This window comes from Bradyrhizobium sp. LB14.3 (assembly GCF_040547985.1).
Classification (GTDB): domain Bacteria; phylum Pseudomonadota; class Alphaproteobacteria; order Rhizobiales; family Xanthobacteraceae; genus Bradyrhizobium.
In genome coordinates, this window is record NZ_JBEPQT010000001.1 from 572,949 (window position 1) to 588,157 (window position 15,209).

The window sequence follows — 15,209 nt, forward strand, 5'->3', positions numbered from 1 at the left end:
TAACCGCTGTCCCCGATAGTTTGCGCGTCTCCAAGTGACGTGAAACGGAACTGCAATGGTTGACGTTCTTGCCGCACCGCAGCAAGGCAAGGCGGACAGCGCGCTACGCACGCTGACCGGAATTTCGATCGCGCATTGGGTCAGCCATTTCCATCTGCTGGTCCTGCCGATGCTGTTCCCGTTCCTGAAAAGCCAGCTCGGCGTCGGCTATGTCGAGCTCGGCTTCGCGCTTACCGTGTCCGCCGTGGTATCGGGGCTGACGCAGGCGCCGACCGGCTATCTCGTCGACCATTTTGGCGCGCGAAAGATCCTGCTCGGCGGCCTCACCCTCGGCGGGGCCGCGCTGATCCTGCTCGGCCTGCACCTGAGCTACACCTCGCTGATCGCCTGCGCCGTGCTGCTCGGGCTCGCCAACAGCGTCTACCATCCCGCCGATTACGCCATCCTCGCCGAGCACATGGACGAAGCGCGGATGGGCCGTGCGTTCTCGATCCACACTTTTGCCGGCTATTTTGGTGGCGCGGTCGCACCCGCAATCGTTGCTGCGCTCGTCACGGTGTCTGGCGGTGGCGGTGCGCTGATCGCATCGGGCGCGATCGGTGTTCTGGTCGCGCTGTTGCTGGTGACCATGAACATTCCCGATGCCGGCGCGCACAAGTCAAAGCCGGGCAACGAGAACGCACCGAAGCAGGCCGTCATCACGCCGGCGCTGATCACGTTGACGGCGCTGTTCATGCTGCTCAGCCTGTCGGTGGCCGGCATCAACAATTTCGGCGTGGTGGCGCTGATGAGTGGCTATGGCGCGACCTATTCCGCAGCCAATGTCGCGCTCACCGCGTTCCTCGGTGCAAGCGCCGTCGGCGTGCTCGCGGGCGGCTTCCTTGCCGACCACACCGAGCGCCACGGCTATGTCGCCGCCGCCTGCTTCGCTGCGAATGCGCTGATCGTGCTGCTGATCGCGCTGGTGACGCTGCCCGGCTGGATCCTGACGGCCGCGATGATGATGGCGGGCTTCCTCTCCGGCGTGATCGCACCCTCGCGCGATATGCTGGTGCGCAATGCAGCACCTCCCGGCGCGGCAGGCCGCGCCTTCGGCATCGTCTCCACCGGCTTCAATCTCGGCGGCATCGTCAGTCCGCTGTTGTTCGGCTGGATCATGGACCAGAGCGCGCCGCATTGGGTGTTCGGGGCGTCCGTGATCTTCATGCTGGCGACGGTGGTGCTGTCGCCGTTCACGGAGCGGAAGCGAGCCAAGACGTAGCTACAACGCCAGGACGACAAGAAACAACAACAACCGGGAAGAAACACCATGAGCAACCCTGATCTCGTGATCCGCGGCGGCACGGTCGCGGATGGAAGCGGCGGCGAGCTGTTCGAGGCTGACGTCGCCATCACCGGCGGCAGAATCAGCGAGATCGGAAAGGTCGCTTCAAAGGGACGGGACGAGATCGACGCGCGCGGCAAGCTCGTCACGCCGGGCTTCGTTGACGTTCACACCCATTACGACGGCCAGGTCACCTGGAGCCAGGACATGACGCCGTCCTCGCAGAACGGCGTCACCACCGCGATCATGGGCAATTGCGGCGTCGGCTTTGCGCCGTGCAAGCCCGCCGACCACACCCGCCTGATCCAGCTCATGGAAGGCGTCGAGGACATTCCCGAGCCTGTCCTGAGCGCCGGCATCCCCTGGGCATGGGAGAGCTTTCCGGATTACATGGAATGGCTCTCAAAGCGCGATTTCGACATCGATGTCGGCGCGCAGCTGCCGCATGCGGCGCTGCGGGTCTATGTCATGGGCCAGCGCGGGGCGCGCCGCGATCCTTCAACGGCGGAAGACAACGCGGCGATGGCAAAGCTCGCGGGCGAGGCGGTGCGCTCGGGCGCGCTGGGCTTCTCGACCTCTCGCACCCTCAACCACCGCACCTCGACCGGCGATTTCACGCCGACGCTGAAGGCCGGCGAGGACGAGCTCACAGCGATTGCGGGCGCGATGCATCGTGAGGGCCGCAGCGTTCTGCAATTCGTGCTCGATCTCTCCACCATCGACGAAGACTTGCCGATGATGCTGCGGGTGGCTGACACCACGAAGTGCCCGATCTCGTTCTCGATCACGCAGAACGACAAGGCGCCGCAGCGCTGGCGCCAGACGCTGGACGAGATCAATGCGGCAGCGAAGCGTGGCCTCTCGATCACCGCGCAGATCGCCGCGCGGCCCGTCGGCCTCCTGCTCGGGCTCGAGCTGTCGCGAAACCCGTTCCAGACCCATCCGAGCTACAAGGCAATCGCGCATCTGCCGCTGAAGCAGCGGCTGGCGCGGTTGCATCAAAGCGAGGTGCGCGAGGCAATTTTGAGCGAGACGGCGACCGCGACCGACGATCCGCTGTTCTTCCGTCCCAACTACGACAAGATGTTCTTGCTCGGCGATCCCCCCGATTACGAGCAGCCGCCGGAGAACGCGCTGGGCCCGCAGGCGCGCAAGCAGGGCCGGCAGCCGGAGGAGCTCGCCTATGAGGCGATGCTGTCGGACGACGGCCGCGGCATGCTTTACGTGCCGTTCCTCAATTATGCCGACGGCAATCTGGACGCGACGCGCGAGATGCTGATCGATCCGCAATCGGTGCCCGGCCTCTCCGATGGCGGTGCGCATTGCGGCATCATCTGCGACGCGAGCTTTCCGACCTATCTGCTGACGCACTGGACACGTGACCGCAAGCGCGGCGAGAAGCTGACGATCCCGTTCGTGGTCGCCGCGCAATCGCGCAAGACCGCGCTCTCGGTCGGCCTCACCGATCGCGGGCTGATCGCTCCCGGCTATAAAGCCGACGTCAATGTAATCGACTATGACCGGCTGCATTTGCATCCGCCGAAGGTGCATTACGATCTGCCGGTCGGCGGACGGCGGCTGTTGCAGGATGTCGATGGTTATGAGGCGACGATCGTGTCGGGCATGGTGACGCGACGGCAGGGCGAGGCCACGGGAAGACGGCCGGGGAAGTTGATTCGGGGTGCGCAGGGGATGCAGTAGCGCTAAGGCGCGGAGGCGCTGCCTCTATCTCCGGTGTCGTCCCGGCCTAGTGGGCAATTGCGCACGAGGCCGGGACGACAGTGTTGGTTGGAACGAGCAGCGCGCTCCTTACGTCGCCGACACCGCGCTCTTCAGCGGCGCAGCTTGCGGGGCTTCACTACCGGTCAGCCTGGCCCTTTCCGTGTTCGGCCAGAGCAGAAGCAGCCCGAGCAGACCGGAGCCGACCATGACCGCCGCGTTGATGGTGAAGCCGGTCATGTAGCCGTCGAGCATGCTGCCGGAGCGCTGGATCACGGCGCCCATGACGTTCGGCGCGATGATGCCGGAGAGCGTGTAGAGCGCGCCGTAGATCGCGAGGATCGCGCCGCGCTGCGACGTCGGCGTGAACTCGCCGAGCATCGGCGGGCAAACGACATAGATTGCGCCGCACAGGCCCGAGCCGACGACGAGTAGCGCGATCTGCAAGCCAGCGCCCTGCACATGCGGCATCGTCGCCAGGATCAGACCGCCGATGATCAGCGGCACCGAGCCGAGCACGCCGCGCGAAATGCGCGTGGTATAGCCGCGCGCATTCATCACCTGCGAGATCCAGCCCGTGAGAATAACGATTGTGGCGCCGAACACCCAAGGCAGGATCGAGACGAAGCCGGCCTGGCTCTGCGTGAACCCAAGACCCTTGACGATGAATGGCGTGAACCAGGTGAGGCCGAGCGACAGCGCCCAATAGGCGCCGAAGGTCGCGATCACGCAGCCGAGAAAGGTGCGTGAGGTCAGAAGGCGCAAGTAGGGGATTTTCGGTTGGGTCGCTGCCAGAGCCTGCGTATCCTCCAGCGGGCCTTCCTGGCCGAACGCGAGCCAGGCACAAACCCACATCAGGCCGACGACGCCGAGCGCGCCGAAAGCATAGTGCCAGGAATGGTTGACGATGATCCAGTTCAGCGCCGGCACCGCGAGGATTACACCGAAGGCCGAACCTTGCGACAGGATCGCGGTCGGCAGCGTCCGCTTCTCGTCGGGGAACCATTTGTAGATCGCGTGCGCGGCGACCGAGAAGGCGGGGCCTTCGCCGGCGCCCAGCACGATGCGGCAGATCAAGAACGTGGTGAACGAGACGGTGCCGACCATCGGAAACTGCGCCAGCGCCCAGACCACCGCCAGCGCGAGCAACACCCAGCGTGTCGGCACCTTGTTGACGATGAAGCCGACTACGATGGCGGAAATCGAGAACAGGAAGAAGAACGAGGAGCCGAGCAGACCAAACTGCTCCGGCTGGAGATTCAGGTCTGCCATGATCGGCACGCCGGCGAGGCCGACGACGATCTTGTCGGCGAAGTTTACCAGCATGAACAGAAACAGCAGAAAGGTGACCGTCCAGGCTCCCTTTGGCGTCCCCGTCGTCTTGCCCGCCACCGCTGCCGTTCCCTGAGCGCTCATGATTCTCCCCCCGTCGTCTTTTTGGCACTTTTTTGATTTGACCGTCGTGGGAGCTAACAACGGCTTCGAGACCAACGCAACCCGGCATTTCCGGAGCAAGTGTGCTACGCAGCAATTCCGCTAATTCCGTCCGGCGCCATTCATCGTGCTGAGCATTCGAAACCTCTCCAAGACGTTCTCTTCGGCCGGCGAGCCGGTCCATGTGCTGCGCGGCGTCGATCTCGACCTCAAGGCCGGCGAACGGGTCGCGCTGACCGGCGAATCCGGCAGCGGCAAGAGCACGCTGCTGCACCTGATCGCGGGGCTCGATGCCGCCGATGGCGGCACGATCCGGCTGGAAGGCACCGAGGTCACCAAGCTGTCTGATGCGGGGCGTGCAGGCCTGCGGCGCGATCGGATCGGCCTGGTGTTTCAGCAATTCAATCTGATCCCGTCGCTCTCGGTCGCGGACAATCTCGCCTTCCAGGCGCGGATCGCCGGCCGGCATGATGCAGCCTGGTCCAGGGAGCTGATCGAGCGGCTCGGGCTCGACAGCCTGCTCAAGCGTTATCCAGAACAATTATCAGGCGGACAGCAGCAACGGGTCGCGATCGGCCGGGCGCTGGCGACAAAGCCCTCGCTGCTGCTGGCGGACGAGCCGACCGGCAATCTCGACGAGGCCACCGCCGAGGATGTGCTGGCCCTGACGCGCGATCTCGTCACGCGCACCGGCTGTGGCTTCCTGATGGTGACGCACAGCCTGCATCTGGCTGCGACACTCGATCGCCAGGTCATCCTGCATGCAGGCCGGATCGCATGAGGCGCGCGCTCTGGATCCTCGCCGTGCTGCTCAGCCATTGGCGGCGCCACAAGATGCAGTTCGCGACGCTCCTGATCGGGCTGATTTCGGCAACCGCGCTGTGGAGCGGCGTGCAGGCGATCAACCAGCAGGCACGCAACGCCTATGACCGCGCCGCGGCGACCTTCGGCGGCGCGCGCACCGCGATGCTGGTCGCACCTGATGCCGCGACCTTTTCGCAGGAGCTGTTCGTCAAGCTCCGCCGCGCCGGCTGGCCGGTTTCGCCGATGCTGGAGGGACGGGTCCAGGTCAACGGACGCTCGGTGCGATTGCTCGGGATCGAGCCAGTGACGCTGCCGGCGGATGTCGGCAACGCGCCGCGCCTCGGTGCTTCGGATCTCGGCAGCTTCATCGCGCCGCCGGGCCAGACGCTGGTGGCGCGGGAGACGCTGAGCGATGTGCAGGAGCAGGAAGGCGCGGCACCACCGATCAGCAACGGCGCAAAACTGCCGCCGCTGCGCGTGCTGCCGCAGCTCGTGCCCGACGTGCTGGTGGTCGATATCGGCGTGGCGCAGCGGCTGCTGAACAAGCCGGACCAGATCTCGCGACTTCTGATCGGCAAGCCGAAGGGCAAGCCCGCGCCATTGGCGAGCGTCGTCGGCGACCAGTTGCAGCGGGTCGAGCCGAATGCGGAGACCGAGCTGGAGCGCCTCACCGACAGCTTTCATCTCAACCTCACCGCGTTCGGCCTGCTGTCGTTCTTCGTCGGTCTCTTCATCGTCAATTCGGCCGTCGGTCTCGCCTTCGAACAGCGGCTGCCGATGCTGCGCACGCTGCGGGCCTGCGGTGCCTCGGCGCGACTGGTCAACACCGTGCTGGTGGTCGAGCTGGTGGCACTGGCGCTGGTCGCCGGCCTGATCGGGCTGGTGTGCGGCTATTTCATTGCCGCCGCGCTGTTGCCCGACGTCGCGGCGTCGCTGCGCGGGCTCTATGGCGCGCAGATCCCGGGACAGCTCACGCTACGCTCCGAATGGTGGCTCGCGGGTATCGGCATCAGCATTGCCGGCGCGCTGGTCGCGGCCGCGACCAGCCTGATCAAGGCGGTCAGGATGCCGGTGCTGGCGACCGCGCAGCCGCGCGCCTGGCAACAGAGGCAGCGCCGCTGGCTGATCCTGCAGAGCGGGGCTGCGTGCGCCGCGTTCGCGGTCGCGCTGCTGCTGCTCCAGTACGGACAATCGCTGATCGCGGGCTTTGGCGTGCTAGCAGCACTGATGCTCGGCGCGGCGCTGATCCTGCCGGCCTTCCTCGAACTCATCCTGCTCGTCGGTCAGCGTTGCGCGCGAAAACCGCTCGCGCTGTGGTTCTGGGCGGACAGCCGGCAGCAGCTCTCCGGGTTGTCGCTGGCGCTGATGGCGCTGCTGCTCGCGCTCGCCGTCAATGTCGGCGTCTCCACCATGGTGGAAACGTTCAGCCGCACTTTCGTCGGATGGCTCAACGGGCGGCTCGCAGCCGACGTCTACATCAGCGCCTCCGACAATGCGAAAGCCGTCGCGATCCGCAACTGGCTGAAGGAGCGCCGCGATGTCCAGGCGATCCTGTCGGGCGGGCGTGCCGAGACGCAAGTGCAGGGCCAGCCGGTGGAGCTGTTCGGCCTGCCCGACCACGCGCTCTATCGCGAGCGCTGGCCGTTGTTGGAGGCCGCGCCGCGCGCCTGGACCCAGCTCGTGCCCGGCAATGCCGCCTTCATCAGCGAGCAGCTGAGCCGCCGCCTCAACGTCCGCGTCGGCGATGTCTTGGAGGTGCCGGCGCCGGGCGGGACCTGGGAGCTCGACATCGTCGGCATCTATGCCGACTACGGCAACCCCAAGGGCCAGCTGGCGGTGAATGTCGCGGCGCTGATCCGGCAATTTCCGCAGACGCCGCAGACGCGGATCGGCCTCATTGTCGCCAGGGAGAATATCCCCGGCCTGATCGCAGCGCTGCAGAAGCAATTTGCGCTCGACGACCGCAGCGTCGCCGACCAGGCGACGGTGAAAGCGGAATCGATCCGCATCTTCAACCGCACCTTTGCGGTCACTTCCGCCTTGAATGCGTTCACGCTCGGCGTCGCCGGGATCGCGCTTCTGACCAGCTTGCTCACGCTGGCGAACTCGCGCCTGCCGCAACTCGCGCCGCTCTGGGCGATCGGCATCACGCGGCCTCGCCTCGCCGCGATCGAATTGACCAAGACGTTGTCGACCGCGCTGTTCACGTCGCTCTTGGCTGTGCCGCTCGGACTGTTGGTGGCGTGGTGCCTGATCGCGATCGTCAACGTAAAAGCGTTCGGCTGGCGGCTGCCGTTCCACGTGTTTCCGCTGCAATTGGTCGAGCTGGTCGCGGTCGCGCTGCTCGCCGCGTTGCTTGCCGCCCTGCTGCCGATGATCCGACTGGCACGGATGCAGCCGGCGAACCTCGTCAAGGTGTTTGCCAATGAACGCTGACAGGATTTCGCGGCGCACTTTCGCCGGCGGCATCGCCGCGCTCGCGGCTGTTCGCCGCGCCAGCGCGCAAGGTTATGCCGGGCTCGGCGAGACGGCCGACGGCTTTGCGAAGGTAACGCCCGGGAAAACGTTCGCCTTTCCGAACGATCACGGGCCGCACCCGGAGTTTCGTATCGAGTGGTGGTATCTCACGGCGAATCTCGTCGATGCCGGCGGCGCGGCTTGCGGCCTGCAATGGACGCTGTTCCGCCAGGCAGCGCAGCCGGGACCGCAAGGCGAGGGCTGGGCCAATCAGCAAATCTGGATGGCGCATGCCGCGGTGACGCGCGCCGACACCCACCGCTTCAGCGAACTGTTTTCGCGCGGCGGTGTGGGCCAAGCCGGCGTCACGGCAAAGCCGTTTGCGGCCTGGATCGACGATTGGGCGATGAACGGATCCGAGCGCATCGGCGACCGAACCCTGGCGCCGCTGACGCTGAAGGCCTCGGGTGCCGATTTCAGTTACGCGCTGACGTTAGAGGCCGATCGTCCCTTGATATTGCAGGGCGATGGCGGCTATAGCCGCAAGTCGGAGCGCGGGCAGGCCTCCTACTATTACAGCCAGCCGTTCTATCGCGCCCGCGGCACGCTCACCATCGACGAAAAGACGCTCGATGTTTCCGGCCAGGCCTGGATGGACCGCGAATGGAGCAGCCAGCCGCTCGACACCGACCAGACCGGCTGGGACTGGCTGTCGCTGCATCTCGCGTCGGGCGACAAGCTGATGCTGTACCGGCTGCGCCAAAAGAACGGCAAGGATTATCCGTTCGGCAACTGGATCAGCGCCGCCGGCGACTCGCAAATGATCGCGGGCAACGACATCCAGATGAGTCCGAAGGCGACCGCCGAGGTCGCGGGACGCAAGCTGCCGGTGGAATGGCAGATCGCGATCCCCTCGCGATCGTTCTCGATCCTCTGCAAGCCGCTCAATCCAAAAGCCTGGATGGGGACCGGCTTCTCCTATTGGGAAGGGCCGATCAGCTTTGCCGGCACGCATGACGGCGTTGGCTATCTCGAGCTGACCGGGTATTGAACCGGAACCTCTTCAAAGGGATTAGCGATGTATCACCTCACCGGTCTCGTCACGCTGCTGGCGATCCTGTTCTACTTCTTCACAGCCATGAACGTGTCACGCTCGCGCACCAAAACCAGCGTCAAGGTGCCGGCAATGTCGGGCCATCCGGATTTCGAGCGCGCGTTCCGAATCCAGATGAACACACTGGAATGGATGCCGATCTTCCTGCCGGCTCTTTGGCTGTTCGCGATCTATATCGGCGACGCGATCGCAGCGGGAATCGGCGCGGTCTGGATCGCCGGTCGTATCGTCTATTTCATCGGCTATTCGAAGGCCGCCGCAAAACGCGGCCCGGGCTTCATGATCCAGGGCATCGCCGCCATTGCGCTGTGGGCGGGGGCGCTGGGAGCGTTGGTGCTGCGGCTGGTGTAGGGGGCGACAGCGTGAAGTAGCATGGGCCCCGGCTCTGCGGTGCACCGCCGAGAGGCGCTGCACCGCGTCCGGAACACAAGAAGCCTACTTCGTCAGCGGGCAGCCGCTTTCCTTGGCGGTGAAGAACGCCTGATCGCCCGGAACAACCGCGAGCTGCTTGTAATAGTCCCATGGCTTCTTCGACTCCGAGGGCTTCTTGACCTCGAACAGATACATGTCGTGGACCATGCGGCCGTTCTCCAGCACCTTGCCCTTGGCGAAGGCGTCGTCGACCGGCAGCTCCTTCAGCTTCTTGGAAACCGCTTCAGTATCCTTTGTGCCGGCCGCCTTGACCGCCTTGAGATAGCTCAGTGTCGCGGAATAGGTGCCCGCGTGGATCATGCTCGGCATCCGGGCGGTGCGCTTGAAAAAGCGTTCGGAGAAGGCGCGCGTGGTGTCATTCTGATCCCAATAGAAGCCTTCGGTCAGGACCAAGCCTTGTGCCGCCTGCAGGCCTAGACCGTTCACCTCGGCGAGAGTCATCAGGAGACCGGCTAGCTTCTGGCCACCCTGCACGATGCCGAACTCGGCCGCCTGCTTGATCGAGTTGGTCGTATCCTGGCCGGCATTGGCGAGACCGACGATCTTCGCCTTCGAGCTCTGCGCCTGAAGCAGGAAGGAGGAGAAGTCCGAAGAGTTGAGCGGCACGCGCACTGAGCCGACCACCTTGCCGCCATTATGGATGACGATCTCGCTGGTGTCCTTCTCGAGCGCGTAGCCGAACGCATAGTCGGCAGTGAGGAAGAACCAGGTGTCGCCGCCGGCCTTGGTCAGCGCGCCGCCGGTGCCAACCGCAAGCGCATGGGTGTCGAAGGCCCAGTGGAAGCCGTAGGGCGAGCATGCAGCGCCGGTGATGCTCGAGGAAGCCGCACCGACCACGATGTCGATCTTCTTCTTTTCCTTCGACAATTCCTGCACGGCCAGCGCCACCGACGACGTCGTCAGTTCCGTGATCATGTCGACGTTGTCGGTGTCGTACCAGCGCCGCGCGATGGAGGTGGCGAGATCAGGCTTGTTCTGGTGATCAGCGGTGATCATCTCGACCTTCTGGCCGAGCACTTCGCCACCAAAATCTTCGATCGCCATCTTGGCAGCTTCGACCGAGTATTTCCCGCCGTAGTCGGCATAGACGCCGGACTGGTCGTTGAGAATGCCGATCTTGACGCCTTGCGCGAAGGCTGGCGCCGCCAGCAGCAGGGCAGAGGTTGCGACGGCGGCCAAAAGTGCTGATTTCATTCGTTAGCTCCCAGCAGTGTTCTGTTTTGAAATCGCGCAGATATTAGTGAAGAACCCCGCGCCTGCCCATCCATTGCATGTTGGTCGTTAGTATGAAGGGCGGCACCATAATGCGCCGTCATCCAGGCTTTCGCAGGGACGACGCTGTGGGAACATCACGCCACGACCTCGGACTTCTTCTCGTTCTTCCCCTCCGCCAGATTCCTCACCACCACGTAGAAGATCGGCGTGAACAACAGGCCGAACAAGGTGACGCCGATCATGCCGAAGAACACGGCGACGCCGACGGCCTGCCGCATCTCCGAGCCCGAGCCGGACGATATCACCAGCGGCAGCACGCCGAGGATGAAGGCAAAGGACGTCATCAGGATCGGCCGCAGGCGCAATCGACAGGCATCGATCACGGCTTCCAGCCGCGGCTTGCCCTCCTTCTCGATGTCGCGGGCGAACTCGACGATCAGGATCGCGTTCTTTGCCGCCAACCCCACCAGCACGACAAAGCCGATCTGGGTGAGGATGTTGACGTCCTGCCCCATGATGCGCACGCCGATGGTGGCGGCCAGCAGGCACATCGGCACGATCAGGATCACCGCGAACGGCAAGGTCCAGCTGCCATATTGGGCGGCGAGCACGAGATAGACGAACAGCACGCAGATCGGGAACACCAGCAGGCCCGCATTGCCGCCGGTGATTTGCTGGTAGGAGAGGTCGGTCCATTCGAAGGTGAAGCCGCTCGGCAAGGTATCGTCCGCGAGCTTCTTGACGGTGTTGAGCGCGGTGGTCGAGCTCACGCCCGGCGCTGGCTCGCCTTGGAGCTCGGAAGCTGCATAGAGATTGTAGCGAGCGACGCGGTCAGGGCCGGAAACATCCTTGAAGTCGACCACGCTGCCGAGCATCACCATGTCGCCGGAGGCGTTGCGCGTGCGCAGCCGCGCGAGGTCGCTGGGCTCCTTGCGGAACGGGAAATCAGCCTGCGCAGTGACGTGATAGGTGCGGCCGAACAGGTTGAAGTCGTTGACATAGGTCGATCCGAAATAGGTCTGGATCGTGTCATTGATGTTGGCAATGGGAACGCCGAGCTTCTGCGCCTTGGTGCGGTCAATGTCGACGAAGAGCTGCGGCGTGTTGGCTGAGAACGGCGAGAACACCGTCGGAGCGAGCAGCAAGGGCGATTTGCGCGCCGCGGCGACGAGCTCGTCGGTGGCCGCGGCGAGCAGCTCAGGCCCGCGGCCCTGGCGGTCCTGGATGCGGATGGTGAAGCCGCCGCCGGTGCCGATGCCGGGTACGGCCGGCGGCGGAATCACGATGATGAAGGCCCCCTGAATCGTGGCCAGGCGCTTGCGCAGCTCGATCGTGATGGCGTTCGCAGACAATCCCTTCTTCATCCGCGCCTCGGGCTCGTCGAACACCGGGAAGAGCGCCGCCGCGTTGCCGGCCTGCGTGCGCGTGGCGCCGGAGAAGCCGGCGAAGGCGGCGACGCGGACGATGCCGGGCGTATCCAGCGAGATCCGCTCGATCTCGCGCACGACCTCGGTGGTGCGCGCCAGCGAGGCCGCGCCCGGCAATTGCACGGAGATAATGACGTAGCCGCGATCCTGCGCCGGAATGAAGCCCTGTGACGTGGTCGCGATCAGCCAGCCGGCGCTGCCGATCAGTACGACATAGATCAGGATCATCACCACCGAGTGCCGGATCACGAAATTGGCGAGGCCGGCATAGCCATGCGCGAGACGGTCGAACACGCGATTGAAGACGCCCGTGAAAGCGTTCCAGCCACGTGCGAGAAGGTTCCAGCGCGCCGGCGGCCGCTTCTCCTCGTGCGGAACGAGCAGAAGCGAGGCCAGCGCCGGCGACAGCGTCAAGGAGCAGAAGCAGGAGATTGCGGTCGCAACCGCAATGGTGACGGCGAATTGCTGAAAGAATTGTCCGGAAATACCGCCCAGGAACGCGGTCGGGACGAATACCGCGCACAGCACCAGCGCGATCGACACCAGTGCGCCGCCGACCTCCTCCATGGTCTTCAGCGCGGCGTCGCGCCGGCTTATGCCGTGCTCGAGATGTCGCTCGACATTCTCGACCACCACGATGGCGTCGTCGACCACAATGCCGACGGCGAGAACGAGACCGAACAGCGTGAGATTGTTGATGGAGAAGCCGAGCGCCGCCATCACCGCGAAGGTGCCGACCAGCGAGACCGGAATCGCGATGATCGGAATGATCGCGGGTCGCCATCCCTGAAGGAACACCAGCACCACGATCACCACAAGCAGCATGGCCTCGTAGATGGTCTTGATCAGCTCATGGACGGACTGCGCGATGAACTCGGTCGGGTTGTAGCCGATATTGTAGTCGAGGCCTTTCGGAAAGGTCTCCTTCAGCTTCGTCATCGTGTCCGAGATCTTTTTCGCGGTCGCGAGGGCGTTCGATCCGGGCCGCTGCGTCACCAGCATGGCGACCGCCGATTTGCGCAACAGGAAGCTGTTGGTGGAGTACGCCAGCGCACCGAGCTCGATACGCGCGACGTCGCGCAGGCGCACCGTACGGCCGTCGGAGCCGGCCTTGATCAGGATGTCCTCGAACTGCTTCTGGTCTTTCAGGCGCCCGGTGAAGGTGAGGTTCGGCTGGAAGGCGCGGTCGGAAATCGGCGGTTCGGCGATCTGGCCGCCCGCGATCTGCACGTTCTGCGCGCGGATCGCGGCGAGCACTTCGGCTGAGGTCAGGCCGAGATTGGCGATTCGATCCGGGTCGAGCCAAAGCCGCATCGAATAGTCACGCGCACCAAAAATCTGGATGTCGCCGACGCCGTCGATGCGCAGCAGCTGGTCACGGACCTGGAGCAGCGCGTAATTGGAGATGTAGAGCTGGTCGAAGGTATCGTCGGGCGACAGCATGAACACGACCATCAGGATGTCGGGCGAGTTCTTGCGCGTAGTGACGCCGTTGCGCTGCACTTCCTCCGGCAGGCGAGGCTGCGCGATCGCGACGCGGTTCTGCACCAGCACCTGGGCCTTGTCGAGATCGGTACCGAGCTTGAAGGTGACGGTGATGGTGAGCTGGCCGTTCGAGGTCGCCTGGCTGTAGAGATACAGCATGTCCTCGACGCCGTTGATCTCCTGCTCGATGGGAGCTGCGACCGTGTCGGACACGGTCTGCGCGGAGGCGCCGGGATATTGCGTGGTGACGACGACGGTCGGCGGCACCACTTGCGGATATTCGGAGACCGGCAGCGTGGTATAGGCCAGCGCGCCGACGATCAGCAGCACGATCGACAGTACCATCGCGAGGATGGGCTGGTTGATGGAGAGACGGCCGAGATTCATGATTTGTCACCCGGCTTGCCACCGGCCGGCGCAGTCTGCGGCGCGACCTTGGCGCCGACACGGGCGCGCTGGATGCCGTTGACGATGACGCGATCGTCGGGCTTCAGGCCTTCACGGATCACACGCAGGCCTTCATCGAGCGGCCCAAGCGTCACAGGACGTGCCTCGACGGTGTCATCAGACTTCACCACGAATACGATCTTGCGGGACTGGTCGGTCGCGACCGCGACGTCCGGAATCAACAACGCCTCATAGGGCGCGCTGCCGATCAGCCGGACGCGGCCGAACTGGCCGGGCAGGATCGAGAGATCGGTGTTCTTGACCACGGCGCGGCTGCGCAACGTGCCGGTCGAGACATCGAGGCGGTTGTCGAGGAAGTTGATCGAGCCCTCATGCGACGGTTTGGTCTCGCCGGCGAGCGTCACCTGCACGGGGTTCGCAGTATCGCGCGAGCTGGGGCGGCGACCCTCGAACCACAGCTTGCTGTATTTGATGAAGGTCGCCTCATCCATGTCGAAATAGACGTAGATCGGGTCGAGCGTCACGATCGAGGTCAGCAGCGTCGACGAGCCGTTGTCGCTGCCCTGCACGAGATTGCCGGGGCTGACGAGATGGCGGCCGACGCGGCCGGTGAGCGGCGCAGTCACATGCGTGAACTCGATGTTGAGTCGCGCGGCCTTGAGTGCGCCTTCGGCCTGCGATACCGCGGCGTGTGCCCCCTGCAAGGCCTGGCGGCGCTGGTCGACGACCTGCTCGGAAACCGCGCTGGTCTGAACCAGGCTCAAGCCACGGTCGAGCTCGCGCTTGGCAAGCTCCACCTTGGCGCGTGCGTCGGACAGCTGGCCGTCCGCCTGCTCGGCCACCGCCTCGAACGGACGCGGGTCGATGACGTAGAGCAGATCGCCCTGATGCACGATGGCGCCGTCCTGGAACTCGACGGAGTTGACGAAGCCGCCGACGCGGGGGCGCACCTGCACCTCCTCCGTCGCCTCGAAGCGGCCGGTGAATTCGTCCCAATCGGTGACGGTGCGCTTGACCGGCTGGGCGACGGTCACCGGCGCGGGCGGCGGTGCACCCGCCTGCGACGTCGGCTGGCCGCAACCGGCGAGAGCGAGTACCGCAACGAGAAGCCCGGCGATCGCGCGAGGTCGAGGCGAAACGAGATCGTGCGTTTTGACAAACTGCTCGCTTCCGTCCGGTCCACTCATTCCAGGTCCTCGCCTAAAGCCGCGGAAAAGGCAGGGTACGCCTCTACCCGCGGGCGCCACAAGATGGGTCGCAATGATGAACTGTTCAAGACCATCGCACGCGCAATGCTCGGAAGAATGCCCTGGCCGGATGGCGGGTTGACACGGACATAGCGGGCTTCGCACGCGATGATTAGCGGGCGGGATGCGAATGGAGCTATTCG

General features: G+C 64.8%; 10 protein-coding genes. 6 read left to right on the forward strand and 4 right to left on the reverse strand.

The features are described from left to right. Positions 1–55 precede the first annotated feature (55 nt). Both ABIB00_RS02680 and ABIB00_RS02685 read left to right on the forward strand, forming a co-directional pair. Positions 56–1,261, forward strand: a complete 1,206-nt coding sequence (locus ABIB00_RS02680; protein WP_354103283.1) for an MFS transporter — start codon at positions 56–58, stop codon at positions 1,259–1,261. A gap of 48 nt (positions 1,262–1,309) precedes the next feature. Beyond that, positions 1,310–3,025, forward strand: coding sequence for an N-acyl-D-amino-acid deacylase family protein (locus ABIB00_RS02685; RefSeq protein WP_354103284.1), 1,716 nt, complete (start codon positions 1,310–1,312; stop codon positions 3,023–3,025). Positions 3,026–3,133: 108 nt separating this feature from the next. Here the strand turns inward: ABIB00_RS02685 and ABIB00_RS02690 are convergent, their stop codons facing one another. Continuing rightward, positions 3,134–4,459 carry an MFS transporter gene (locus ABIB00_RS02690; RefSeq protein ID WP_354103285.1) on the reverse strand — a complete coding sequence of 442 codons (1,326 nt, stop codon included), beginning with the start codon at positions 4,457–4,459 and terminating at the stop codon, positions 3,134–3,136. Positions 4,460–4,604: 145 nt separating this feature from the next. On the opposite strand from ABIB00_RS02690, the gene ABIB00_RS02695 reads away from it, so the two are divergent. Genes ABIB00_RS02695 through ABIB00_RS02710 form a run of 4 tightly spaced genes read left to right on the forward strand, consistent with a single transcriptional unit; the run spans position 4,605 to position 9,203 of the window. Next, a complete protein-coding gene (locus ABIB00_RS02695; RefSeq protein ID WP_247442166.1) occupies positions 4,605–5,258 on the forward strand; it encodes an ABC transporter ATP-binding protein in 654 nt (217 codons plus the stop codon). After that, positions 5,255–7,717, forward strand: a complete 2,463-nt coding sequence (locus ABIB00_RS02700; protein ID WP_354103286.1) for an ABC transporter permease — start codon at positions 5,255–5,257, stop codon at positions 7,715–7,717. Before ABIB00_RS02695 ends, ABIB00_RS02700 begins: the two co-directional genes overlap by 4 nt. Then, positions 7,707–8,789: a lipocalin-like domain-containing protein gene (locus ABIB00_RS02705; RefSeq protein ID WP_354103287.1), complete on the forward strand. Its 1,083-nt coding sequence runs from the start codon at positions 7,707–7,709 to the stop codon at positions 8,787–8,789. Before ABIB00_RS02700 ends, ABIB00_RS02705 begins: the two co-directional genes overlap by 11 nt. Before the next feature lie 27 nt (positions 8,790–8,816). Next, positions 8,817–9,203 (forward strand): MAPEG family protein, encoded by a 387-nt coding sequence (locus ABIB00_RS02710; RefSeq protein ID WP_354103288.1) that lies wholly within the window; start codon positions 8,817–8,819, stop codon positions 9,201–9,203. A gap of 84 nt (positions 9,204–9,287) precedes the next feature. Here ABIB00_RS02710 and ABIB00_RS02715 read toward each other — a convergent pair whose 3' ends face one another. From ABIB00_RS02715 to ABIB00_RS02725, 3 genes are all read right to left on the reverse strand, one after another. Beyond that, complete coding sequence (locus ABIB00_RS02715; protein WP_354103289.1) at positions 9,288–10,478, reverse strand: ABC transporter substrate-binding protein; 1,191 nt, start codon at positions 10,476–10,478, stop codon at positions 9,288–9,290. Positions 10,479–10,633: 155 nt separating this feature from the next. Further along, complete coding sequence (locus ABIB00_RS02720; RefSeq protein ID WP_354103290.1) at positions 10,634–13,798, reverse strand: efflux RND transporter permease subunit; 3,165 nt, start codon at positions 13,796–13,798, stop codon at positions 10,634–10,636. Continuing rightward, positions 13,795–15,006, reverse strand: a complete 1,212-nt coding sequence (locus tag ABIB00_RS02725; RefSeq protein WP_354103291.1) for an efflux RND transporter periplasmic adaptor subunit — start codon at positions 15,004–15,006, stop codon at positions 13,795–13,797. Before ABIB00_RS02725 ends, ABIB00_RS02720 begins: the two co-directional genes overlap by 4 nt. Between the last annotated feature and the right edge of the window lie 203 nt (positions 15,007–15,209).

Coding starts and splice junctions, on each gene's coding strand:
- ABIB00_RS02685 (WP_354103284.1), top strand. CDS start 1,310: ATGAGCAACCCTGATCTCGTGATCCGCGGCGGCACGGTCGCGGATGGA.
- ABIB00_RS02725 (WP_354103291.1), bottom strand. CDS start 15,006: ATGAGTGGACCGGACGGAAGCGAGCAGTTTGTCAAAACGCACGATCTC.
- ABIB00_RS02705 (WP_354103287.1), top strand. CDS start 7,707: ATGAACGCTGACAGGATTTCGCGGCGCACTTTCGCCGGCGGCATCGCC.
- ABIB00_RS02710 (WP_354103288.1), top strand. CDS start 8,817: ATGTATCACCTCACCGGTCTCGTCACGCTGCTGGCGATCCTGTTCTAC.
- ABIB00_RS02715 (WP_354103289.1), bottom strand. CDS start 10,478: ATGAAATCAGCACTTTTGGCCGCCGTCGCAACCTCTGCCCTGCTGCTG.
- ABIB00_RS02720 (WP_354103290.1), bottom strand. CDS start 13,798: ATGAATCTCGGCCGTCTCTCCATCAACCAGCCCATCCTCGCGATGGTA.
- ABIB00_RS02680 (WP_354103283.1), top strand. CDS start 56: ATGGTTGACGTTCTTGCCGCACCGCAGCAAGGCAAGGCGGACAGCGCG.
- ABIB00_RS02700 (WP_354103286.1), top strand. CDS start 5,255: ATGAGGCGCGCGCTCTGGATCCTCGCCGTGCTGCTCAGCCATTGGCGG.
- ABIB00_RS02690 (WP_354103285.1), bottom strand. CDS start 4,459: ATGAGCGCTCAGGGAACGGCAGCGGTGGCGGGCAAGACGACGGGGACG.